This is a genomic window from Mycolicibacterium sp. XJ1819, from assembly GCF_053483675.1.
In genome coordinates, this window is record NZ_JBEFST010000007.1 from 94,858 (window position 1) to 117,043 (window position 22,186).

Consider the following 22,186-nt stretch of genomic DNA (forward strand, 5'->3'; position numbering starts at 1 on the left):
CTGAGCGCAGGTTTTCACGCCCAAGTCGGTTAGGCCGGCGCCGGAGCGGGCAACCGAGGGACGTGAACCCCGAAAGCCATGAAGACGCCGGTTCGGCGAACGACACCGGCGGGCCCGGCGACACCCTGCGCCCGATGGAGGCCCTGGATCCCGACGACGTCCGCAACGACGACGACGACGACGTCGTCGACCCGCCGGACTCGTGGACCGCGGCCGACCAGATCGCCGAGGAACCCGACGGCGAGACGCTCGAGGACAAGTTGGCGGCCGAGGAACCCGATGAGACCGAGACGCGTCCGGCCGACGATCAGGGCGCGGCGGCCGTCGAGACCGTCGACCCCGGTCGGCACGGCAGCACCGAGGGACAGATCAGCGGCGCGCCGGAGGACGGCGACTCGATCTTCCCGGTGGTCGAATAGCCGCTCACTCGCCGCCTGCGGCCTGCAGGATCACCACCGCGCGGGCGGCCACCTGCACCTTCTCGCCGGCGGCGACCTCGGTGGGCTCGGCGTCCGGCGCTTCCGCGGTGTCGATCACGGGCAGCCACGCCGGGCCGAATTTGCCTGGCGGCATGACGAATTCGATCGGCTCGTGGTGGGCGTTGAAGCACAGCATGAACGAGTCGTCGACGATGCGCTGGCCGCGCACATCCAGGTGCGGGATGCCCTGACCGTTGAGGTACACCCCGACGGATTTGGCGTAGCCGGTCTCCCAGTCTTCGTCGCTCATCTCGGCCCCGTTCGGGGCGAACCACTCGATGTCGGGCACACCGTCGGTGCCGCGATGGCGCACCGGCTGGCCGGAGAAGAACCGCCGCCGGCGGAACACCGGATGGGCGGCGCGTAGTTCGGCCACCGACCGGGTGAACTCGATCAGGTCGGTGTCGGCGGAGGCCCAGTCGATCCAGGACAGCTCGTTGTCCTGGCAGTAGACGTTGTTGTTGCCCTGCTGGGTGCGGCCCAGTTCGTCGCCGTGACTGATCATCGGCACGCCCTGCGACAGCAGCAGGGTGGTGAGGAAGTTGCGTTGCTGGCGGGCCCGCAGCGCGTTGATCTCCTCGTCGTCGGTCGGACCTTCCGCCCCGCAGTTCCACGACCGGTTGTGGCTCTCGCCGTCGTTGTTGTCCTCGCCGTTGGCCTCGTTGTGTTTCTCGTTGTAGGACACCAGGTCTCGCAGCGTGAACCCGTCGTGAGCGGTGACGAAGTTGATCGAGGCGACCGGACGCCTGCCGGTGTGCTCGTAGAGGTCGGCCGATCCGGTCAACCGGTAGGCGAACTCGTCGAGGGTGGCGGGCTCGCCGCGCCAGTAGTCGCGAACCGTGTCGCGGTACTTGCCGTTCCACTCCGTCCACTGCGGCGGGAAGTTACCCACCTGGTAGCCGCCGGGGCCGACGTCCCACGGTTCGGCGATCAGCTTGACCTGGCTGACCGTCGGATCCTGTTGCACGAGTTCGAAGAACGTCGACAACCGGTCGACGTCGTAGAACTCCCGGGCCAGCGTCGAGGCGAGGTCGAACCGGAACCCGTCGACGTGCATCTCGGTGACCCAGTACCGCAACGAATCCATGATCAGTTGCAGTGAGTGCGGGTGTCCGACGTTGAGGCTGTTGCCGGTGCCGGTGTAGTCCATGTAGTAGCGCTTGTCGTCCTCGACGAGCCGGTAGTAGGCGGCGTTGTCGATGCCGCGGAACGACAGCGTCGGCCCCAGGTGGTTGCCCTCGGCGGTGTGGTTGTAGACCACGTCGAGGATCACCTCGATGTCGGCTTCGTGCAGCGCGCGCACCATGGCCTTGAACTCCTGCACCTGACCGCCCGGGTTGGGACTGGAGCTGTACTTGGAGTCGGGGGCGAGAAAACCGATGGTGTTGTAGCCCCAGTAGTTGGTCAGCCCCTTGTCGATCAGCGTCGAGTCGTTGGCGAAGTGGTGCACCGGCATCAACTCCAACGCGTTGACGCCCAGGGCGCTGAGGTGCTCGATGATTGCCGGATGGGACACCGCGGCATAGGTGCCGCGGATCTGCTCGGGGATGTCGGGGTGGGTCTGGGTCAGCCCCTTGACGTGGGCCTCGTAGATGACGGTGTCGGCGTATTCGTGGCCGGGCGGCCGGTCGACGCCCCAGTCGAAGAACGGGCTGACGACGGTGGCCTTGGGCATCGCCGGGGCGGAGTCCTCGTCGTTGCGACTGTCCGGGTCGCCGAAGTTGTACCCGAACAGCGACTGGTTCCAGTCGAAGTTGCCGTCGATGGCCTTGGCGTAGGGGTCGAGCAGCAACTTGTTCGGGTTGCACCGGTGGCCGGCCGCCGGGTCGTAGGGCCCGTGCACGCGGTAGCCGTAGCGCTGGCCGGGCTCGATGTTGGGGATGAAGCCGTGCCAGACGAACCCGTCGACCTCGGGCAGCCGCAGCCGGGTCTCGGTGCCGTCCGCGTCGAACAGGCACAGTTCCACCATGTCGGCCGCCTCGCTGAACAGCGCGAAGTTGGTGCCGAAGCCGTCATAGGTGGCGCCCAGCGGGTAGGCCTTGCCCGGCCACATCTCCAGCGGGGCGGTTGGTGGGTTGGCGGCTTGGGTCAAGTTGGCACGCTCCAGTTAAAGGTTGACGAGACGACTAGGGGAGTGCCCAAACCGGGCAGATCGCAACCAACCGCCGATGCCGCCGGTTGACGGCCTAGCCGACCTGGACGCCGGCGGCGCGCATGTTGTCCACGGCCTCGGCCGTCGACTCCGGCGCGACGCCGGCCGTCAGGTCGAGCAGTACCCGGGTCGCAAAGCCCGCTTTCGCCGCGTCGGACGCGGTGGCCGCCACGCAGTAGTCGGTGGCGATGCCGACCACGTCCACCGCGTCGACGCCGCGCTCACGCAACCAGTCGGCCAGCGGGGTGCCGTCCTCGTCGATGCCTTCGAAACCGCTGTAGGCCGCCGAGTGGTGGCCCTTGTGGAAGACGGCCTGTACCGCGCTCGGATCGAACTGCGGGTGAAACTCCGCGCCGGGCGTGCCGACCACGCAGTGCCGCGGCCAGGACGCCCGGTAGTCGGGTGCGTCGGAGAAGTGCTCGCCGGGGTCGATGTGAAAGTCCTTGGTGGCCACCACGTACGCGTAGTCGTGGCGGCCGGCCAGCAGTTCGCTCACCCCGCGGGCCACGTCGGCCCCGCCCGTCACGGCCAGCGAACCGCCCTCGCAGAAGTCGTTCTGCACGTCGACGATGATCAGTGCCCGCATGCCTCGACCGTAGCGCGGCCGCGGTCCTACCCGCCGAACAGCAGGTACAGCCCGGTGAACGTGTAGCCCACCATCACCAGCATCATCGCGAGCTGACCGGTCACCTGATGCCCGGCGGGCAGCAGGCGCAGGGCGCGGTCGTGCGCGGCGATCACCGCGGCGACATGACCGGCCACCACGGCGCCGACCTTGACGGTCGCCAGTAGCGTCGGGTGAGACGACAGCACGTAGTTCACCTCGGCGTCGAGGTGGAACAAATCGATCACGGTCTGTTGTCCGCGCTCCACCAGATACGTCAGATAGTGGGCGATCACATAGCCGATCACGATCGGGATCAGCGAGTGGGCCATCTGCCCTGGCAGCGCCCGCCGGGCCGAGCGGTCCACCCCGCCGGTCGCCCTGGCCGCCGCCCAGAAGGTGCCCGCGACGACACCGACGAACACCAGCAGACCCGCGGTGCGGATCAGCGTGGCCGAGACGGCCTGCGCGTCGACGAAGTTCCGCCACCACGGCATCGCCGAGAAGCTGTCGTAAGCGGTCGATCCCAGCAGCACCGCCAGCATCGCGACGGTGCCGGAGCGCACCGGAAGCGACGGCAGATGGTCGAACGGGTTTCCGATCGCGATGCGCCCGTCGCGGTTGCGGCGCAGCGCCGACAGTCGCGACGCCACCATGCTGTACACCTCGAACGGGTCGGCGCGGGCCGGCCAGCGGCTACCGCACCACAGCGTGCCCGCGAGCGTGACGGCCAGGTAGATCAGCAGCCAATTACGTATCGCGGCAAGCGATCCGGGGTCGGGGCTGGCCAACTCCAGCCATACGAACGCGAACAGGCCCACGACCGCGGGCCAGTACCCCAGGCGCGCCGGGTACACGTCGCGCACCGACCGGCCGCCGAGCAACCGGTGCACGGTACGCACCGGGGAGAGCACCCGCCACACCGGCCCGATCGCCAGCGACAGGGCCACCAGCCCGATCCACAGCAGCACGTAGAACACCCCGGGCAGCGGATTGGTCGCATCCTGCGGGCCGAAGAAGGCCTGCAACGCCACCCACCCGGTCAGCGCCAGCGCCGCGATGCCGACCGTCCAGCGGGTCAGCGGCGCGTCGACGGTGCGCGTCACCCACAGCGGCAGCGCGCGGCCGGGCTTGTCCGGGTCGAACCGCGGCCGCCGCCACGCCAGCGCCACCACCGCGAACGTGAACGTCAACGCCCACGCCGCGCCGATCAGCGCATAGGTGAACGGAATCGGCAGATCCGTGGAGCCGCCGAGGCCGTGCGCCAGAACGGTGACGGCCGGATCCGGGGTCACTGCACCGCGACGGTGGCGATCGTGCGTTGCAGTTCGTGCAGTTCGATCTCGACGGTGCCGGGCACATCGACGGTGAACTGGAAGATCTGGCCCGCCCTCGGCTCGATGGCGAACGTGTGCTCAGGGTTGGAGTGCACGTGCAACTCGTCGGCGGCGTCGCTGTTGACGCGAATGATGATGGGCTCGTCGACCCGCGCCTGCAGCCGCTCGTTGGTGGGGGTCACCTCGCCCGCCTCGATCGTGACGTCGATCATCAATCGGTCGGCGGGTGCCTGCTGGGCGGGCATCTGCGATGGCTGCGAGGCTGCGGGGCTCTGTGGGGTCGACTCGGTGTCCGACGAGGTGCCGCAGCCGGCGGTGATCAGGGCCGCAGAGCTCAGGACGGCGGTCATGGCGAGGACTGTTCTATGAAGTGTCACGGTGCTCATCCTTGCTTGTCACGCCGCTACCTTTCGCGGTACCCGGGGTGCGCCGGTTTCTCACCGCGATGTAGACCACCACCCCGGCCACCACGATCGCGGGAGCGAAGGCGGGCACGGCCAGCCAAACCGAGTGGTCGGCCAGGACGGCGACGTCGGGTCGGGCCGTCATGCCTGTGCCGTGGGACGCAGTTCGGCCTGGCGGTCGGTCGGTTCGCTGTTGTCGATGCGCCCGGCGCCCCAGGTGACTCCCGCCACCATGGCCAGCGTGCAAAACAGCACCACCAGACAGCCGATCAGCCACAGCGACTGCGGAATGTCCGGGCTGCGTTCGCGTTGCAGGATCGTGATCTCGGAGACCAGCGGCCGCGTCATCGACGCCTCGGCGGGCACCTCCTCTGCGCCGATGCCCGGATCACCCGCCAGGTAGATCGGCACCGCGGCCAGGGTCTTGCCGTCGTGCACGCGCAGCAGCGTCTTCCAGGTGCCCGACACCGGCATCGGTTCCGTAGACCGGAAGTGGCCGGGACCGACGTTCTCCAGGTGGTCGATGAAGATGCCGCTCTGATTGGCCAGGCCGCCCTGCCAGCCCAGCACCGACACCCAGTTGGGATCGTCGCTGATCACGTCGGCCGGCTGGAACTGCACGTCGGCGGTGACCATCCGCTGCCCGCCGATACTGGGCGCCTCGGTGAGAGTGACTGTGGCGTCGACGTTTTCGGGCACCTGGTAGCGCAGGCCGTTGGCGGCGGCGCCGCCGATGACCAACACGGTGAGTGCGACAAGACCGACGCCGAGCGCGCGACTCGGTAGCCGCGCACCGGTCAGCACCATGCCGATCATCGCGCCGCACGCGCCGGTGAGGATCGCCACCGGCACCGCCATCGCGAGCGCCTCCGGCCACAGGCTGGCGGGCCACGGATGCGGGTAGACGGCGTTGATCCACAGCGATTCCAGCCAGAGGCCGACCGTGCCGACACCGAGGCCGGCGACCGCCCCGAACAGCACCGGGCGCTTGAACAGCGGGGTCAGCGCGATCAGTTCGACCACGACGGCGGCCCCGAGGTACAGCGGGAACCAGTTGGCCGGGGCATCGAGGACCGGGGCCACCAACAGGGCGACGATGCCGCGCAGGCCGATGGCGATCAGCGCGGCCAGCAGTGCCGCGCCTCGGCCGAGGAAGATCCTGGCCGCGACGAGCGCCAGTGCGCCCGCGGCGGCGATCAGCATCGGCTGGAACGCCTGCCGGAACTGGGGCACGCCGAAGTCGAACTCGATCTGGTAGACCGACATGCCGATCAGAACGCCTGCGAACGCCAGGTACTGGACGAACTTGAGGAAGACACCGTCGCGCGGCGCGTCCGGAGGCGCTGCCCGCTTGCCCTCCAATTCCAGGTAGGCGGCCGCCAGCGTGGAGAACCCGGCACCGCCGATCATCATCAGATGAGTTGGCCCCCAAAGGGTCACGTCCTGACCGAAGATGCGGTGCCAGATGTCGTCGAGCGGGAAGCCCATCAGCGCGTACAGCCCGCACCCCGCCATCACGATGCCGCCGACCGGGGCGTACCAGTTGTCGGTGATGCGCACCGCAGCGGGCCCGGGCCGTTCTGCTTCGCCTCGGGGCAGCACCATCGCGGTGCCGCCCGCGACGAAGATGCCGAACAACCCGATGAGGATGAAGTAGTGCGCCGGGTTGGCCAGCGCGCCGTCGTCGCGGCCGTTGCCGATGTGCAGGCTCACGTCCCAGATGAAGCCGAACAGGGCGCAGATGATCGAGGCGATGAAGACCGCGATCGGCAACGCCACCCACGCCGGACGCTTGAACCTGCGCCCCGACCAGTCGGCCAGTGCGGCCAGCCAGTCGATCTTGTGGCTGCGGTGCAGCCAACCGATCCACAACAGCAGGACGCTGACGATCACCGCGACGACCGAAAGGCCGATGATCTCGTTGAGCGCGGCGCCGCCGCCCTCGTCCTGTGCCAGCAGCGTTACGTCTCGAGTACCGGTCATCTGCTCCACCTGCGAGGTCGGGAGGGACGTTTCTTACTCGGAAGTAATGTAGCCACAACGGCTCGGCGCGAAACAGGTTTCACCATTACGGGGTCAACACCACCTTGACCATGCCGTCCTGCTTCTTCTGGAACTTCTCGTAAGCCTCGGGCGCGGCCTGCAACGGCAGCCGGTGGGTGGCGAAACCCTGCACGCCGAGCGGGTCCTCGGCGGTCAGCAGCGGCATGATGTCGGATACCCACCGCTTGACGTTGGCCTGACCCATCCGCAGCTGAATCTGCTTGTCGAACAGCGTCATCAGGTTGATCGGGTCGGCCGCGCCGCCGTACACACCCGACAGCGAGATGGTGCCGCCCCTGCGCACCAGCGAGATCGCGGAGTTCAACGCCGCCAGCCGGTCCACCCCCGCCTGCTTCATCACCAGCCGGCCCACCGGCGACGGCAGGAAGCCGGCGGCGGTCTGGGCGGCTTCGGCGATCGGCGACCCGTGCGCCTCCATCCCGACCGCGTCGATCACCGCGTCGGCGCCGCGACCGTCGGTGTGGCCGCGCACCACCTCGTCGGCGTCCTCGTGGCGCAGGTCGATGACCTCGGTGCACCAGTCCCGGGCGAGGGTGAGCCGTTCGTCGACCAGGTCCACCCCGATCACCCGGCACCCCTTGCGGTGCGAGGCGATGCGACAGGCCATCGCGCCGATCGGGCCCAGACCCAACACCACCAGCGTGCCGCCGTCGGGCACCTCGGCGTACTCGACGGCCTGCCACGCGGTGGGCAGCACGTCGGACAGGTAGACGTAGCGATCGTCGGGCCCGTCCTCGGGCACCTTGATGTGGGTGTAGGAGGCGTGCGGCACCCGCAGGTACTCCGCCTGACCACCGGCGACCTCACCGTAGAGCTTGGAATAGCCGAACAGTGCGGCGCCCGTGCCCTGGTCGCGGTTCTGCGTCGTCTCGCACTGGCTCTGCAGTCCCTGCCCGCACATGAAGCACTGCCCACAAGAGATGTTGAACGGAATCACCACGCGGTCGCCGACTTTCAGGCCGTCGACCTCGCGGCCGACTTCTTCGACGACGCCCATCGCCTCGTGGCCGAGGATGTCGCCGGGACTCATGAACGCGCCGAGCACCTCGTACAGGTGAAGATCCGATCCGCAGATGTTGGTGCTCGTGACGCGGATGATGGCGTCGCCGGGTTCCTTGATGATCGGGTCGGGCACGTTGTCTACGGAGACATTTCGTCGGCCCTGCCAGGTCACGGCGCGCATCGGTGTCCTCCTCGAAGTTTCGTGGTCTGTTGTGGCGTGCCCACTGCGGCGATCGCCAAACCTGGGGTGACCATTGGCAGATGGCCGACATGCAAACCGCGGGGACCGTCGTCGAATTGCGGGTGCACGGGGTGTCGGGGACACCGCCCGAAGCGCTGCTGGGCTGTCCCGCCGAATTCCTCACGCAGGTCGCAGGCGACAAGTCCGCGGGTTTCTTCCGGCGCCAGCAGTGGCTCGAGGACGCGTCGGGGGCGTCCGCGTCGCCCGGTGGGCCGCGGTCGGCATGGCGACGGGTGACGGAGGCCTATTCCTGGGGTGGGTTGACGTCTGGGCAGGCCAGTCGCGCGGTGTGGCTGCTGTTCCTGCCGTTCATCCTGGTCAACCTCGCGCACTGGATGCTTCCGCCCGCGGGGCGCCGGCGGCGTTCCTGCGCGGTGGCGGTGGCGCTGCTGAGGCTGATCGCGCTGTCGTTCACGTTGACCCTGATGCTGGCAGCCGCCGTCGCGGTGATGGACCTGATGGTGTGGCAGTGCGCGGGTCTGGACCAGTGCGCGTCGCGGTGGGCGCCGCTGTCGTTCCTCGCGTCGTTGCCGCGCGGCACCCAGGTGGCGCTCGGCGCGGTGCCGCTTGTGGTGATGATCGCGGTGCTGTGGCGGCTGGGGCAGGAGAACACCCGCGTCGTCGGACGGCCGCCGGACCCCGCGGTGACCGCCGACGAGGTGCCGCTGGAGTCGGACACGTTCTGGTGCGCGGACCCGTCGGTGGCGCGGTTGCGGACCTGTCACGTGATGGCGTGGACCGCGGGGCTGGCGGCGCTGACGGTCGCGGCGCCGGTGCGCTCCGCCTCGACGGCCGCCGACCGCATGACCGGCGTGACCCTGTTGGTGGCCGACGTCGTGTTGCTGGCCGTCGCCGTGGCGACCACGGCGTGGAACCGGGCGACCGCGCGCGGCGGAACCGGTGCGGACTGGCTGACCCGTCCGCTGCTGCTGTTGCGCTGGCTTTCGGTGGGGCTGCTGATCGCCTCGCTGGTCTGGGTGGTCTGCGCGACGGTCGACTATCCCGCCGCGCCCTCGCACCTGCCCGCGCTGCGCGGCGCCATCTACGTGGTGCTCGGCGCGCAGGTGGCGTTGTTGGGGCTGCTGTTCGGGTGCGTCGCGGTGGTGAGGTGCGCGGCGCCGGGCGCTGAGCGGCCGGCCCCGGCGTGGCGTCCGACGCTCGGTGGGTTCACCGCCCCGTTCGTGGCGTTGATGGCCTGGCTGCTCGGCGGCGCGTTCAGCGTGGGCGTGGGGTTGTTGACGGCGCAGGTGCTCGGGGACGCGGTGGTGTCGACGGCCGAGGCGCGAGGCGAGCTCGAGAACCGCGCCGCGGTGCTCGGCAGCGGCACCGCGAGCTTCGAGGCCAAGGCGGAGGCGTTGGCCGCGGGCGCCCCGCTGATCGTGCCGCCGCCGTACCTGTGGGTGGCCCTGGCGGTGGTGGTGATGATCGTGGTCGCGGTCGCGGCCGGGTTGTTGGTGTGGCGGCGGGTGCTTCCGAAAAGGTCCAAGGCGCAACTGCACTCGGTGCTCGTCGACTATCCCGGCGCCGGCACCGACACGGCCGATGCGCGGGCGCGCCAGGTCGCGAGGGCTCGTGCGCTGGCCTCGCTGACCGATCTCGCGGTGGGCGCGGTCGGCGCGCTGGCCGCGACGACGGTGGTGGTCATCGGGGTGCTGGCGTCCTGGTATCTGTCGGGCTTGGAGGCGCTGCCGGAATACTCGCCGACTATCACCAGGGCGAGCGTGTTCATCACCCTGTCGCTGGCCACCGCGCTGGTGCTGGTTGCCGTGCAGGCGTATCGGGACCGGCAGATGCGCCGGGTGGTGGCGGTGCTGTGGGACGTCATGACGTTCTGGCCGCGCGCCAACCACCCGTTGACCCCGCCCTGCTACGCCGAGCGCACGGTGCCCGAACTGCTCGACCGGTTGCGTGAGCTGGCCGCCGACCCGGACACCCGGGTGGTGATCGCCGCCCACAGCCAGGGCACGGTGATCGCCGCCGCGACCATGCTGCAGTACGACGACGTCGCCACCCGCGCGCGGATCGCGTTGCTGACGTTCGGTTCACCGCTGCGGCGGCTGTACGCCCGAAACTTCCCGGCCTACTTCGGCACCGGCGCGTTGCCACGGCTGGCCGGCCGCGAGCAGCACCGGTGGATCAACCTGTGGGCGCGTACGGATCCGATCGGGTCGTGGGTGTGCGACGACACCGACCGCGCCATCGGTGCGGCAGTGCACGGCGTGGACGTCCGGTTGCTCGACGTCGAGTCGCTGGCCCGTCGACCGGACGGCACCTACAGCCCGATATGCGGCCACTCCGGGTTCTGGGTGCGGGCCGAATACCGCGATGCGGTAACCGAATTGGAGGCCGCGCTGCTGCCGGCGGGCACCGAGACCGACACCGCGGGCGCACAACCGCCGACCGAGAAGGCGCTGTGAGCGGGATCAGTCACTCCACAGCGTCGCGGGCCGCTGCCTGCGCTCACCGTCGACGACGACGTCGACGCGCTCGTCGAAGAAACACACCCGGCCCCGCACGAGCAGCGCGTCGTGCAGTGGCTCGTGGTAGGTCCACGCCACGTCGCGCGGACCGTCGGGTAGCGAGTAGTAGGACGCGCGGCCCTTGTAGGCGCAGAACGTGGTGGTGTCGCTGCGCTCCAGCGGGGCGACGACGTCGTCGCGCGGCAGATAGAACCGCACCGGCAGCTTGGTCTCGAACAGCAACATCGGCCGCGACGACTCGGCCAGCAGCACGCCGTCCAGTTCGATGCGCACGTGGCGGCTGCTGCGCAGCACGTCGATGCGGCTGAACGGGTCGCGCGGATGGCTGACGATCGGTTCGTCCTCCTCGCGCCACTCGAAGGCGTCGAACTCGAGCACCACGTAGTCGGCGAGGTCGGGGTCGTCGGGCCGGAACGCCGCGGCGGGCCCGGTGTCCTCGCCGGTGATCACGTCGTAGGAGGTGCCCGGGCACGAGTGCGCCGCGAACGGCACGGTCGGATCGAGGATGCGCGCGGTGCCGATGTCGGGCATCGCGGTGCCGAGTTCGGCATCGCCGGCGAATGATTCCGCGCCGGCCGGAATGAGCTGCGCGGTCAGCGCCGCCAGTGGGACCGCGTAGGTGGGCACGATGCGCCGCGGCTCCCAGACCAGCAGCGCATCGCAGGTCAGGGCGACCGGTTCACCGCCGAGCGTGACCCGGATCCGTTTGGCCGTGGGCTCCCACCGCAGGGCGTCGAGACTGCCGCTGAGCAGGTCCATCATCCTGACGCCCATCGCGGACCTCTTTCAGTTGCGGGTTCACTTGCGGGGCGGACGCAACACGTTCATCGCCATTCGCATTATGGGTGCCGGAACGCGATCCTTGGCCGAAAGCGCCGCCTCGGCCGCCCGGCTGCGCAGCGGCGTGCCGCGGCCGAACATGCGGTTGAAGGGCCCGCCGGTCGGTTCGAGTTCGATGTGCAGCGGCGGCTTGCCCTCGGCGGCGCCCAGGGCGTTGGAGATCACGATCCGCTGGATTTCGCTCGTGCCCTCGAAAATGGTGTACAGCTTGGCATCTCGATACCACTTCTCGACCGGATGGTCGGTGATGTAGCCCCAGCCGCCCATGGTCTGGATGGCCCGTTCGGTGGTGCGCACGGCCACCTCGCTGGCGGCCAGCTTCGCCATCGAGCCCTCTCCGCGCTCGAACCGCACGCCGGTGGCCGCCATCCAGGAAGCGCGCCAGGTCAACAGCCGTGCGGCGTCGAGCGCGGTGGCCAGATCGGCGAGCGGGAAGGCCACCCCCTGATGGTCGATGATCGGCGCGCCGAACGCCTCCCGCCGGGTGGCGTACTCGGTGGCGTATTCCATGGCGGCCCTGGCGATTCCGAGCGCCTGAGCGGCCACCATCGGCCGGGTCTGCTCGAAGGTGCCCAGCGTCGCCGAACCCGAACGGCCACCGCTCGCCATCGCTTCGCGGGTCCTGGCGAGCTTGTGCTCGAGCTTGTCCTGGCCGCCGAGCAGATGGTCGGCGGGTACCCGCACGCCGTGGAACTTCAACTCCGCGGTGTGCGAGGCGCGGCAGCCCAGTTTGTCGAGTTTGCGCACCATCTGCAGGCCGGGGGTGCCGCCGGGCACGATGAACAGCGCCTGCCCCCGATGCCCGAGTTCCTCGTCGACGACGGCGTTGACCACATGCACATCGGCGATGCCGCCATTGCCGATCCACATCTTGTGACCGTCGATGATCCAGTCCGCGTCCGCCCCGGGGCCGGTGCGGCGGGCGCGGGTGCGCAGGTTGCGCACGTCGCTGCCGCCCTCGGGCTCGGAGATCGCCAGCGCGGCAAGCTTGAGATCGCCTGGTGTGCCGAAGCATTCCGGGGCCCACTGCAGCATCTGTTCGGGTGTGGCGGCCTGCCCGATCGCCGACAGCGCCAGTGCGGGCATCACCACCGCCAGGCCGATGCCTGCGCACCCCCAGAACAGCTCCTCCATGAACATCGGCAGCGACAGCCCGGTGGGATCGCCGATCAGGTCGCGGTAGAACAGCGGACTGTAGAACCCCTGGGTGGCGGCCTCTTCGAGGACCGGCCACGGAAACTCCTGGCGCCGGTCGTACTCGGCGGCCACCGGGCGCACCACGTCGGCGGCGAACTCGTGAGTGCGCCGGGCGAGGTCGTGCTGGGCGGCGGTCGGGGTGATGTCGAAGGTCATCGCCCAGTTGAATTAGCCGCCCACGGCCGTTGTGAAACCGACTTCTGGCCCCAAACTCGACAGGCCCTCGCGATGCGTGCGGGGGGAGGACATCGCGAGGGCCTGTCTATTCCGGGAGTTGGTTGCCGGGCGCTACTTCACGTCGACGTAGACCGTCCGGTTGAGCACCTTGGTGTAAGGGTCGTCGCCCGGACCGCTGCGGTCGGTGCGGGAGTAGGTCTGGCCTGACCGCACCGCGACCACGCTGGCCTGAGCCAGCGGGGTGTCGCCGATGCGGTTGACCACCACGTTGTAGCCCTGCGACTCCAGGTCGCTAATGGTGTCCTGGGCGTTGCCGGGGCCGCCGGGGGCGGCGAAGGCGGGGGCGGCCAGCCCGATGGCAACGGCGACCAGTGCACTCGCGGCGACGGGGGCGAATCCAAACTTCCTCATCATCGTGCCTCTTCTTTTCTTCGTCTTTCGAGCCGTGGCTTGCGTCGCGGTTCGTGTGCAGATGATCTGGTAAACCCGGAGGTCAGCCGGTTTAATTCCGTTGGCAGAAATTGGTTGACAGGTGGCAGGAATTTGGCGCTTGGCCCACGACAGGGCGGTGGAATTGGCTGATGGATCTCGCTCGGCTGGACTTCGCTCGGCGGCGGTTGCGCCAGCGCGACGGCGTCACGTGCGGCCCGACGGTCGCGGTGGTGGCCGGCGCGCTGCTCGACCCGACCCGGCGCGCGCTGCTGGATGAACCGGACCGGTTCGCGGCCGAGCAGGCCCGGGTGCACGCCGAGGTGAACTGCGTCTGGCCGCGTCGGCTCGGCACCACCCCGCCGGGACTGGCGCGGGCCGTCACCGCGCTGGCATCCGCCGTGGGGGTGCCCTACCGATGGCGGCTGTTCCGGGGCAGGCACGACACGCTGGCCGACGTGGTGGCCGCGGTGTCGGCGGGGCGTCCGGTCGCCATGCTCGTCGGGGGAGCCATTCCCCGGCACTGGGTGCTGATCGGCGGGGCCGCCGACGCGCTGCAGTGCTATGAACCGTCGTCGGGAGCGGTGCGCCGACTCGACCTGGCGGCGGTGCGCGAGGCCCGGCTGCGGGGGCTGGGTTTTCCGCGCCCCTTCGCGTTGGTGCTGCCCTTTTCGAACGTATGATCGATTCATGGGGGAGCTGCAGTCCATCGGATACCACGGGCAGCCCGTGCAGCAGCCATTTCGCCGGGTCGACCCGCCGATCACGGTGCTCGTCGACCTCGCCGTGGTGTTTCCCCGCGAACCGCACCGCGCCGGCGGCTACCACCCGGCCGGCCTGCAGATGCACGCGGTCGTCGAGGGCCGGCTCACCTGCTGGGGCCTCTGCGAGCAGGGCTACTGGTGGGGTCTGGTCACCTACGAGATCGCCTACGCCGCCCGCCGCAAGGCGGTGACGCACTGGATTCCGGCCTGGACGCTTCGGCGCAAAGCGGACCGGTGAGCCACTACGCGGGCATTCGGCGCTCCCGGGTCACGGCGATCAACCGGCCGCTCAGTCGTCTGCGCAGCAGGCCCGCCTTCTGCTCCAGTTTGTCCAGCCGGGTCAGCAGCGCGTGGCCCTCGGTGCGGGACAGGGTCTCCACCGGATACCCGGCGACGGCGGCGTAGCCGGCGTCGATGGCGTCGAGCGCTTCGATCAGCGCCTCTCTAGGGGAACTCATGTTCGAAACGCTAGCGCGTGCCACCGACATCGGCGTCACGTGACGAAAGACATCGATACGGTTGGTCCCATGGCCCGCAAGTACGCCACCGCCGACGTGGTCGACCTGGCCCAGCTGCTCGAATTCATCCGGCCGCGACATCGCATGGTGCTCACCACTTTTCGCGCCGACGGGTCGCTGCAGAGCTCACCGGTGACCGGCGGCGTCGACGACGCCGGGCGCATCGTGATCGCCAGCTATCCGCAGCGGGCCAAGTCGGTGAACATCCGCCGTCGTCAACGCGCCGGCCTCGTCGTGCTCTCCGATGAGTTCCACGGCCCCTATGTGCAGATCGACGGCGACGGCGAGGTGATCGACGTGCCGGATGCGGTCGAACCGCTGGTCGACTACTTCCGCAGCGTGTCCGGCGAACATCCGGACTGGGCCGAGTATCGACAGGCGATGGTCGACCAGAACAAATGCCTGATCCGGGTCACGCCGAGGCACTGGGGACCGGTCGCTACCGGCGGCTTCCCTCCGCGATAGCGGTATCGACACCGTCGAGCTCGAGCGTCAGCGACCCGGACGGATCGGCGCGGAACTGCCCGGTGCCCGCGGCGTCGCGGAGGTCGCCGGTGCCGGCCGCGATGCGCAGGTCGGCGCGGGCGACGCCGTCGCGAAATGAACCGTCGTGCAGCAGCACCAACCCGCCGGTCATCCCGGCGACCGTCCCCGTCAGGTGCTCGATGCCGACGTAGAGCGCCGACTTGTCGGCTTGGTAGGCCAACAACCACTTGGTGGTCGAGGTGCCCGAGATGTCGCCCTCGTAGCGTTTGGTCACCAGGGCCTCGGTCATTCTGGTGGCCTCGTCACCGTCCTCGAATGGCGTTTCGTCCCAGCTGGCGATTTCGAATCTGGCCTCGATGTGTCTGCTCATGAAGGGCGGTTACCCCGGTTCGGGTGGGTGGGAACCGGCAGGCCCGGGCGCTTCGGCCCGCGGCGAATGTGGTAGTCAGGGCAGTAGGCCGCGTTGCGTCCGATAGCACGTCAAACTATAGTCTGGACACATGTCCAGAGGGTTCGGAGTCTTTGCGTGACACGTCTTGTCCAGCTCGCCGGCCCTGGACCTGTCCACCCATGCGCGATGTGAGCTGAGCATGCGCATCGCACTCCTGTCATATCGGAGCAAGACCCACTGCGGCGGGCAGGGCGTCTATGTCCGGCATCTGTCCCGCGGACTCGTCGAGCTCGGTCACCAGGTCGAGGTGTTCTCCGGACAGCCCTACCCCGACCGTCTGGACCCGCGGGTGCGGCTGACCAAGGTGCCCAGCCTGGACCTCTACCGCGAGCCGGATCCGTTCCGCATCCCGTGGCCCCACGAGATCAAGACCCGGATCGACCTGCTCGAGCTGCTGACCACCTGGACCGCCGGATTCCCCGAACCGCGCACGTTCAGCCTGCGCGCGGCGCGGCTGCTCGCCGAACGGCTCGAGGACTTCGACGTGGTTCACGACAACCAGTGTCTGGGCACCGGTCTGCTCCAGATCGCCGAACTCGGCCTGCCCGTCGTGGCGACCGTGCATCACCCGATCACCCGCGACCGGGTCCTCGACGTGGCGGCCGCGCCCTGGTGGCGTAAACCGTTGGTGCGCCGATGGTACGGCTTCGCCGAGATGCAGAAGCAGGTCGCCCGCCAGATTCCCGAACTGCTGACCGTCTCGTCGACCTCGGGGGCCGACATCGAAGAAGACTTCGCGGTGTCACCGGATCAGTTGCACGTCGTCCCGCTCGGGGTGGACACCGAGCTGTTCAAGCCCGCGGAGAACCGGGTGCGCAACCGCATCATCGCGATCGCCAGCGCCGACGTGCCGCTGAAGGGGGTCAGCCACCTGTTGCACGCGGTCGCACGGCTGCGGGTCGAACGCGACCTCGAACTGCAATTGGTCGCCAAGCTCGAACCCAACGGTCCCACCGAGAAACTGGTGGCCGAACTCGGCATCTCCGATATCGTGCACAGCTCCAGCGGGTTGTCCGACTCCGAGCTGGCCGATCTGCTGGCGTCGGCCGAAGTCGCTTGCATTCCTTCGCTGTACGAGGGGTTCTCGCTGCCGGCCGTCGAGGCGATGGCCAGCGGGACACCGATCGTCGCCAGCCGGGCGGGTGCGCTGCCGGAGGTGGTCGGTCAGGACGGCGACTGTGCGCGGCTGGTCCGGCCCGCCGACGTCGACGAACTGACCAGGGTGCTCGGCGAACTCCTGGACTCACCACTTGAACTGCGTCGCCTCGGGGCCAACGGCAGGCGGCGTGCGCTGGACGTCTTCAGCTGGGAATCCGTTGCGGCGCAGACCGTTGCGGTTTACGAACGCGCACGCGCCCGGGTCGGTCAATGCTGACCGTCGACTTCGACCGGCTCGGCATCGGGCCGGGGTCCAAGGTCATCGACGTGGGCTGCGGTGCGGGCAGGCACACCTTCGAGGCGTATCGCCGCGGCGCCGATGTCATCGGCTTCGATCAGAACGCCGCCGACCTCAACGACGTCGACGAGATCCTGCAGGCGATGAAGAAGGAGGGCGAGGCGCCGGCCTCGGCGAAGGCCGAGGCGGTCAAGGGCGATGCACTCGAGCTGCCGTACGCCGACCACACCTTCGACTGCGTCATCGCCTCGGAGATCCTCGAGCATGTCCCGGAGGACGACCGCGCCATCTCGGAGTTGGTGCGCGTGCTCAAACCCGGTGGCTCGCTGGCGATCACGGTGCCACGGTGGCTACCCGAGAAGGTGTGCTGGATGCTCTCCGACGAGTATCACGCCAACGAGGGCGGTCACATCCGCATCTACAAGGCCGACGAGTTGCGCGCCAAGGTGCTCGCGCGTGGACTGCGGCTGACGCACACGCACCATGCGCATGCCCTGCACTCCCCGTACTGGTGGCTCAAATGCCTTGTCGGGACTGAAAATCCGGAACATCCGGCGGTCAAGGCCTACCACAAGTTGCTGGTCTGGGACATGATGAGCCGGCCGTGGGCCACGCGCACCGCGGAGTCCGCCCTCAATCCGCTGATCGGCAAGAGCGTTGCCCTCTACTTCAGGAAGCCGGAGGTGCCTGTTGCCGCGGGATGACCTGATCGACGTGCCCGGGGTGCCCGGTGTGCTGACGCCGGCGCAGTGCCGACAGACCGCACAGTCGATCGCCGCGACGCAGGAATCCTCCGGTGCCATCCCGTGGTTCGAAGGCGGCCACACCGATCCGTGGGACCACGTGGAGAACGCGATGGCGCTCACCGTCGCCGGGTTGTGGGAACCAGCCCGGGCCGCGTTCCAGTGGTGCCGCGACACGCAGCGCGACGACGGGTCGTGGCCCATCCAGTTCCGCCGGGGTGTCATCGAAGATGCCAACAGCGACAGCAACTTCTGTGCCTACATCGCCACCGGGGTCTGGCATCACGTGCTCGCCACCGGTGACCGGCGATTCGCCGAGGCGATGTGGCCGGTGGTCTCCAAGGCCGTCGACTTCGTGCTGGACATGCAACTCGAGCACGGCGAGATCGCCTGGGCCCGAAGCGACAACGGGCTGGAGCCCGATGCGCTGCTGACCGGTTGCGCAAGTGTGTACCACAGCATCCGGTGCGCGCTGGCGCTCGCCGATTACTTCGACGACCCGCAACCGGAGTGGGAGGTCGCGGTCGGTCGGCTCGGCCACGCGATCGCCGATCATCCGGAGAAGTTCGTCGTCAAGGACCGCTGGTCGATGGAGTGGTACTACCCGGTGCTCGGCGGCGCCCTGCGCGGTCATCGCGCGGCCGAACGCATCGACGAGCGCTGGGACGACTTCGTGGTGCCCGGACTCGGTATCCGCTGTGTGGACGACCGGCCGTGGGTGACCGGCGCCGAAACCTGTGAACTGGTCCTGGCGTTGGACGCGATCGGGGATACGGTGCGCGCCCGCGAACAGTTCGCGGCCATGCACCATCTGCGGGAAGAGGACGGCTCCTACTGGACCGGTCTGGTCTACGCCGACGGCAAGCGCTGGCCGGTGGAACGCACCACCTGGACCGGTGCGGCGATGATCCTGGCCGCCGACGCGCTGTCGCGGACCACCCCGGCCAGTGGCATCTTCCGGGGTGCGGACCTGCCGCGCGGGCTCGAGCGCGAGTACGAATGCGAGTGCGCCACCAGCGATCGCTGAGCCGCTACAGCGCCTCGCCGACCGTGCCGGAGGTCCGCTCCAGCACCCGCATCGAACCGGTGGCCGACACCTCCGCGAAGTCGCCGGTGTCCAGCGCGCGCCGGTAGACGTGATACGGCGCCTGCCCACCGTCGTCGGGGTTCGGGTAGACGTCGTGGATGACCAGCGCACCGCCGACGTCCACCCAGCGCGCCCACCCGTCGAAGTCGCGCTGTGCGGCCTCCTCGGTGTGGCCACCGTCGATGAACAACAACCGCAACGGCATTCGCCAACCGCGGGCGACCACCGGGGACTTACCGACGACGGCCACCACGTGGTCGTCGAGGCCCGCCGCGTCGAGCGTGTGGCGCAGTGTCGGCAACGTGTCGAACAGTCCGGTGACCGGGTCGACCATCGACGCGTCGTGGTACTCCCACCCCGGTTGGTGTTCCTCGGAGCCGTGATGGTGGTCGACGGTGTAGACCACCCCGCCGGTCTGCGCAGCGGCCGCCCCGAGCAGCACCGTGGATTTGCCGCAGTACGTGCCGATCTCGACGCCGACGCCGTCGCCGAGGTAGCGCGTCGCCGCGTCGTAGAGAGCGCGACCCTCGTCGGCGGGCATGAATCCGGTGACTTCGTCGGCGAGTGCGAACAGGCGCGCGGTCTGGCTCATGGGCGTCAACTTACCGTTGCTGGTGATAGGCGGTTGTAGTAGCGTCCGGACACGTGTCCGATCCGGCGCTCGAGTCCACTCGCCGCCGACTCACGGCCAAGCAGGCCGACACCGTGGACCGCCTGGGCAGGGCCGCGGTCGAGCTTCTCAACCGGGAGGGCTTCGCCGGGCTGACGGTGCGCCGGGTGGCCGCAGAGGCCGGGGTGGGCGCGGCCACCGCCTACACCTACTTCTCGTCCAAGGAACATCTGGTGGCCGAGGTGTTCTGGCGGCGGCTGGCCGCGTCACCGGCCGCCGCGCACGCCTCGGATGACCCGGCGGGCCGCGTCGTCGAGGTGCTGCGTCACATCGCGCTGTTGGTCGCCGACGAACCCGAGTTCGCCGGCGCGGTGACGAGCGCGCTGTTGGGCCGCGACCCCGACGTCGAGGTGCTGCGCCTGCGCATCGGCCGCGACATCCGCGACCGGTTGGCGGCCGCGCTGGAACCCGGTACCGACTCCGCCGTCGTTGACTCACTGGAGATGCTGTACTCCGGCGCGTTGGTGCGCGCCGGGATGGGATATGCGTCCTACACCGAGATCGCCGAGCGGCTGGAGAAGTCCGCGCGGCTGCTGTTGAGTTAGCCTCGCGCCCCGAGCATCGCGGTCCCCGCCGCGATCGCGGGCTCAACGATTCCCCGGATGTCGTCGCCGGCCTCGACGAAAAGCGCTGTCAGTTCCCGTAATCCACCGAGCAGGATGAGTGCGAGCGGGCGGGAGACCGGCGTCAGGCCGGCACGCCGGAAGCCGGGGCTGTCGGTGAGACCGACGACCATGTCGGTGAGATGGTCCATGGCCTGCCGGTGAAGCGGCAGGGCCACCGCGCCCAGCGCCGGCGCCTCGCGGATCCAGCTCAGCGTGATCGCGGGCCGCGACTCGATATGGCTGACGTAAGCGGCGACGGCCTGGCGGATCTGTTGCTGCCAGTCCGCCTCGGGGTCCACCCCGGCGCGGATGTTGGCCACCAAATCGTCGTTGTTCCGGCGCAGCAACTCGACGAAGCAGTCCTGCTTGCTGGAGAACCGGTCGTAGAAGGTGCGTTTGGAAGTGCGCGCGTGCCGGACGATGTCGGCGACCGTGGTGTCGCGGTAGCCCCGCTCCCCGATGGAGGCGGTCATGCCGTCGAGCAACCGGTCGCGGAAGCTGTCGTTTTCGTCGGGTGACTGTGGGTCGCGCGCCCCCTCGGGGCGGGCACCTTCGACTGCAGTGGTCATGCCGCCTCCCGAGAACCCTTGCGCCGCGTTGGTACGAACCGGTACCGTGCTATGGACACCTCCGGTACATGGTAGTACCGGAATACGGCTGGGAGTGATGTTCCTGTGACGAACGCGGCGATGGTCAAGGCTCCTTCGACTCCGGGCAAGCCGCCACCGGCAGTCCGCCTGCCAAAACCGGTGCAGATGGTCCTGATGGCGGGGTTTCGCCGCCGGTTTCTCAAGACCGCGGTGAACAAATACGGTCCCGTCTTCTCCATCAACGTACCGTTCTTCGGTCGCAGTGTCGTGGTCTCTGACCCGGCGTTGGCCCGCCGTGTCTTCCTGGCCAGCACCGACGACCTGATCAACGTGCAACCGAACCTCAGCCGGATCTTCGGGCCCGGTTCGGTGTTCGCGCTCGACGGCAAGGAACACCGCGCCCGGCGCAAGCTGTTGGCGCCGCCGTTCCACGGCCAGAGCATCAAGAACTACGAGAAGATCATCGAAGAGGAGACCCTGCGCGAGACGGCCACTTGGCCGCAGGGACGCGAGTTCGCGACGCTGGAACCGATGAACCGGATCACGCTGAACGTCATCCTGCGAACGGTTTTCGGCGCCGACGGCCTCGAACTGGACTACCTGCGCGAGATCATCCCGCCGTGGGCCAAGCTGGGTTCGCGGATGGCCACCCTGCCCGAACCGCCGTTTCGCACCGGCCGCTACAGCCCGTGGGGCCGGCTCGAGGAATTCCGGCGCAACTTCGACCGCACCGTCTTCGAGCTGATCGACAAGGCCGAGGCGGACCCGCGCCTCGAGGAGCGCACCGACATCCTGGCGTTGCTGCTGCGCAGCACCTACGAGGACGGCACCCCGATGTCGCGCCAGGACGTCTCCGACGAACTGCTGACGCTGCTCGGCGCCGGGCACGAGACCACCGCGTCGACGCTGGGCTGGGCCTTCGAGCGGCTACGCCGCCATCCGGACGTGCTGGCTCGACTGGTCGACGAGAACGAGGACGACGCCAGCGAGTTCCGCCAGGCCACCCTCAAGGAACTGCAGCGCAATCGGACGGTGATCGACTTCTCGGGTCGCCATGTGCTCGCGCCGCACTTCGACCTCGGGGACTGGCGGATACCGCACGGCTACACCGTGATGATCGCGATCGCCAACATCCACGACAACCCCGAGGTCTTCGAGAACCCCGAGCGCTTCGACCCCTACCGGTTCCTCGACGTCAGGACGCCCACGGCGTGGATACCGTTCGGCGGCGGAACCCGCCGCTGCATCGGGGCCGCGTTCGCCAACGTCGAGATGGACGTGGTGCTGCGAACGATCCTGCGGCACTTCGTGATCGAGACCGACAACGCCCCCGACGAGAAGGTGCACTTCCGCGGCATCGCGTTCACGCCGCGAAACGGCGGGCGCATCGTGGTGCGACGCCGCTAGATTGCGCCGAGCGTACGGTTGCTGACGGATCCCGGCCGATACGCGTCAGTAACCGTCCTCTCG

24 protein-coding genes are annotated in these 22,186 nt (G+C 68.9%); 10 read left to right on the forward strand and 14 right to left on the reverse strand.

Features of this window, described 5'->3' with window-relative positions; translation table 11 throughout:
• Positions 1 to 134: 134 nt before the first annotated feature.
• A complete protein-coding gene (locus ABQE89_RS09350) occupies positions 135 to 419 on the forward strand; it encodes a hypothetical protein (protein ID WP_448416163.1) in 285 nt (94 codons plus the stop codon).
• A gap of 4 nt (positions 420 to 423) precedes the next feature.
• On the opposite strand, the gene glgX is transcribed toward ABQE89_RS09350, so the two are convergent.
• The 7 genes from glgX to ABQE89_RS09385 all read right to left on the reverse strand — a co-directional run bounded on the left by glgX (position 424) and on the right by ABQE89_RS09385 (position 8,223).
• On the reverse strand, positions 424 to 2,532 hold the full coding sequence (glgX, locus tag ABQE89_RS09355) for a glycogen debranching protein GlgX (protein ID WP_448416164.1): 2,109 nt from the start codon (positions 2,530 to 2,532) through the stop codon (positions 424 to 426).
• Between the two features lie 133 nt (positions 2,533 to 2,665).
• Entirely contained in the window at positions 2,666 to 3,217 is a 552-nt protein-coding gene (locus tag ABQE89_RS09360; RefSeq protein ID WP_448416043.1) for an isochorismatase family protein, read from the reverse strand.
• A gap of 26 nt (positions 3,218 to 3,243) precedes the next feature.
• The gene (locus ABQE89_RS09365; protein ID WP_448416044.1) at positions 3,244 to 4,530 is read right to left on the reverse strand and encodes a hypothetical protein; all 1,287 of its coding nucleotides are present in this window, start codon (positions 4,528 to 4,530) and stop codon (positions 3,244 to 3,246) included.
• Positions 4,527 to 4,922 carry a hypothetical protein gene (locus ABQE89_RS09370; protein ID WP_448416045.1) on the reverse strand — a complete coding sequence of 132 codons (396 nt, stop codon included), beginning with the start codon at positions 4,920 to 4,922 and terminating at the stop codon, positions 4,527 to 4,529. Before ABQE89_RS09370 ends, ABQE89_RS09365 begins: the two co-directional genes overlap by 4 nt.
• 13 nt (positions 4,923 to 4,935) lie before the next feature.
• Positions 4,936 to 5,121, reverse strand: coding sequence for a hypothetical protein (locus tag ABQE89_RS09375; RefSeq protein WP_448416046.1), 186 nt, complete (start codon positions 5,119 to 5,121; stop codon positions 4,936 to 4,938).
• On the reverse strand, positions 5,118 to 6,959 hold the full coding sequence (locus ABQE89_RS09380; protein ID WP_448416047.1) for a hypothetical protein: 1,842 nt from the start codon (positions 6,957 to 6,959) through the stop codon (positions 5,118 to 5,120). Before ABQE89_RS09380 ends, ABQE89_RS09375 begins: the two co-directional genes overlap by 4 nt.
• Positions 6,960 to 7,044: 85 nt before the next feature.
• Complete coding sequence (locus ABQE89_RS09385) at positions 7,045 to 8,223, reverse strand: zinc-dependent alcohol dehydrogenase (protein ID WP_448416048.1); 1,179 nt, start codon at positions 8,221 to 8,223, stop codon at positions 7,045 to 7,047.
• A gap of 80 nt (positions 8,224 to 8,303) precedes the next feature.
• Here ABQE89_RS09385 and ABQE89_RS09390 point away from each other — a divergent pair, with 80 nt between their 5' ends.
• A complete protein-coding gene (locus ABQE89_RS09390) occupies positions 8,304 to 10,700 on the forward strand; it encodes a hypothetical protein (RefSeq protein ID WP_448416049.1) in 2,397 nt (798 codons plus the stop codon).
• A 6-nt stretch (positions 10,701 to 10,706) separates the two neighbouring features.
• Here the strand turns inward: ABQE89_RS09390 and ABQE89_RS09395 are convergent, their stop codons facing one another.
• From ABQE89_RS09395 to ABQE89_RS09405, 3 genes are all read right to left on the reverse strand, one after another.
• Positions 10,707 to 11,537, reverse strand: a complete 831-nt coding sequence (locus ABQE89_RS09395) for a DUF427 domain-containing protein (RefSeq protein ID WP_448416050.1) — start codon at positions 11,535 to 11,537, stop codon at positions 10,707 to 10,709.
• 24 nt (positions 11,538 to 11,561) lie between these two features.
• A complete protein-coding gene (locus ABQE89_RS09400; protein ID WP_448416051.1) occupies positions 11,562 to 12,956 on the reverse strand; it encodes an acyl-CoA dehydrogenase family protein in 1,395 nt (464 codons plus the stop codon).
• A gap of 132 nt (positions 12,957 to 13,088) precedes the next feature.
• Positions 13,089 to 13,388 (reverse strand): hypothetical protein, encoded by a 300-nt coding sequence (locus tag ABQE89_RS09405; protein WP_448416052.1) that lies wholly within the window; start codon positions 13,386 to 13,388, stop codon positions 13,089 to 13,091.
• A gap of 170 nt (positions 13,389 to 13,558) precedes the next feature.
• Here ABQE89_RS09405 and ABQE89_RS09410 point away from each other — a divergent pair, with 170 nt between their 5' ends.
• Both ABQE89_RS09410 and ABQE89_RS09415 read left to right on the forward strand, forming a co-directional pair.
• Entirely contained in the window at positions 13,559 to 14,089 is a 531-nt protein-coding gene (locus ABQE89_RS09410; RefSeq protein WP_448416053.1) for a hypothetical protein, read from the forward strand.
• 7 nt (positions 14,090 to 14,096) lie between these two features.
• Positions 14,097 to 14,408 carry a hypothetical protein gene (locus ABQE89_RS09415; RefSeq protein WP_448416054.1) on the forward strand — a complete coding sequence of 104 codons (312 nt, stop codon included), beginning with the start codon at positions 14,097 to 14,099 and terminating at the stop codon, positions 14,406 to 14,408.
• 4 nt (positions 14,409 to 14,412) lie between these two features.
• Here ABQE89_RS09415 and ABQE89_RS09420 read toward each other — a convergent pair whose 3' ends face one another.
• Positions 14,413 to 14,628 carry a hypothetical protein gene (locus ABQE89_RS09420; protein WP_448416055.1) on the reverse strand — a complete coding sequence of 72 codons (216 nt, stop codon included), beginning with the start codon at positions 14,626 to 14,628 and terminating at the stop codon, positions 14,413 to 14,415.
• 69 nt (positions 14,629 to 14,697) lie between these two features.
• Here ABQE89_RS09420 and ABQE89_RS09425 point away from each other — a divergent pair, with 69 nt between their 5' ends.
• Positions 14,698 to 15,153, forward strand: a complete 456-nt coding sequence (locus tag ABQE89_RS09425; RefSeq protein WP_448416056.1) for a PPOX class F420-dependent oxidoreductase — start codon at positions 14,698 to 14,700, stop codon at positions 15,151 to 15,153.
• On the opposite strand, the gene ABQE89_RS09430 is transcribed toward ABQE89_RS09425, so the two are convergent.
• Positions 15,128 to 15,544 (reverse strand): DUF3224 domain-containing protein, encoded by a 417-nt coding sequence (locus ABQE89_RS09430; protein ID WP_448416057.1) that lies wholly within the window; start codon positions 15,542 to 15,544, stop codon positions 15,128 to 15,130. The genes ABQE89_RS09425 and ABQE89_RS09430 overlap by 26 nt on opposite strands.
• 220 nt (positions 15,545 to 15,764) lie before the next feature.
• Here ABQE89_RS09430 and ABQE89_RS09435 point away from each other — a divergent pair, with 220 nt between their 5' ends.
• Genes ABQE89_RS09435 through ABQE89_RS09445 form a run of 3 tightly spaced genes read left to right on the forward strand, consistent with a single transcriptional unit; the run spans position 15,765 to position 18,791 of the window.
• The gene (locus tag ABQE89_RS09435) at positions 15,765 to 17,000 is read left to right on the forward strand and encodes an MMP alpha-(1->4)-mannosyltransferase (RefSeq protein ID WP_448416058.1); all 1,236 of its coding nucleotides are present in this window, start codon (positions 15,765 to 15,767) and stop codon (positions 16,998 to 17,000) included.
• Positions 16,994 to 17,725, forward strand: a complete 732-nt coding sequence (locus ABQE89_RS09440; protein ID WP_448416059.1) for a class I SAM-dependent methyltransferase — start codon at positions 16,994 to 16,996, stop codon at positions 17,723 to 17,725. The genes ABQE89_RS09435 and ABQE89_RS09440 overlap by 7 nt, the downstream gene beginning before the upstream one ends.
• A gap of 1 nt (position 17,726) precedes the next feature.
• Entirely contained in the window at positions 17,727 to 18,791 is a 1,065-nt protein-coding gene (locus ABQE89_RS09445) for an MMP endo-(1,4)-3-O-methyl-alpha-D-mannosidase (RefSeq protein ID WP_448416165.1), read from the forward strand.
• Positions 18,792 to 18,795: 4 nt separating this feature from the next.
• Here ABQE89_RS09445 and ABQE89_RS09450 read toward each other — a convergent pair whose 3' ends face one another.
• On the reverse strand, positions 18,796 to 19,443 hold the full coding sequence (locus ABQE89_RS09450; protein ID WP_448416060.1) for a class I SAM-dependent methyltransferase: 648 nt from the start codon (positions 19,441 to 19,443) through the stop codon (positions 18,796 to 18,798).
• Positions 19,444 to 19,496: 53 nt separating this feature from the next.
• Between ABQE89_RS09450 and ABQE89_RS09455 the strand changes: the two genes are divergently transcribed.
• On the forward strand, positions 19,497 to 20,066 hold the full coding sequence (locus ABQE89_RS09455) for a TetR/AcrR family transcriptional regulator (RefSeq protein ID WP_448416061.1): 570 nt from the start codon (positions 19,497 to 19,499) through the stop codon (positions 20,064 to 20,066).
• Here the strand turns inward: ABQE89_RS09455 and ABQE89_RS09460 are convergent.
• A complete protein-coding gene (locus ABQE89_RS09460) occupies positions 20,063 to 20,695 on the reverse strand; it encodes a TetR/AcrR family transcriptional regulator (RefSeq protein ID WP_448416062.1) in 633 nt (210 codons plus the stop codon). The two genes, ABQE89_RS09455 and ABQE89_RS09460, sit on opposite strands and share 4 nt — an antisense overlap.
• A gap of 120 nt (positions 20,696 to 20,815) precedes the next feature.
• Here ABQE89_RS09460 and ABQE89_RS09465 point away from each other — a divergent pair, with 120 nt between their 5' ends.
• Entirely contained in the window at positions 20,816 to 22,123 is a 1,308-nt protein-coding gene (locus tag ABQE89_RS09465) for a cytochrome P450 (RefSeq protein ID WP_448416166.1), read from the forward strand.
• Positions 22,124 to 22,186 lie beyond the last annotated feature (63 nt).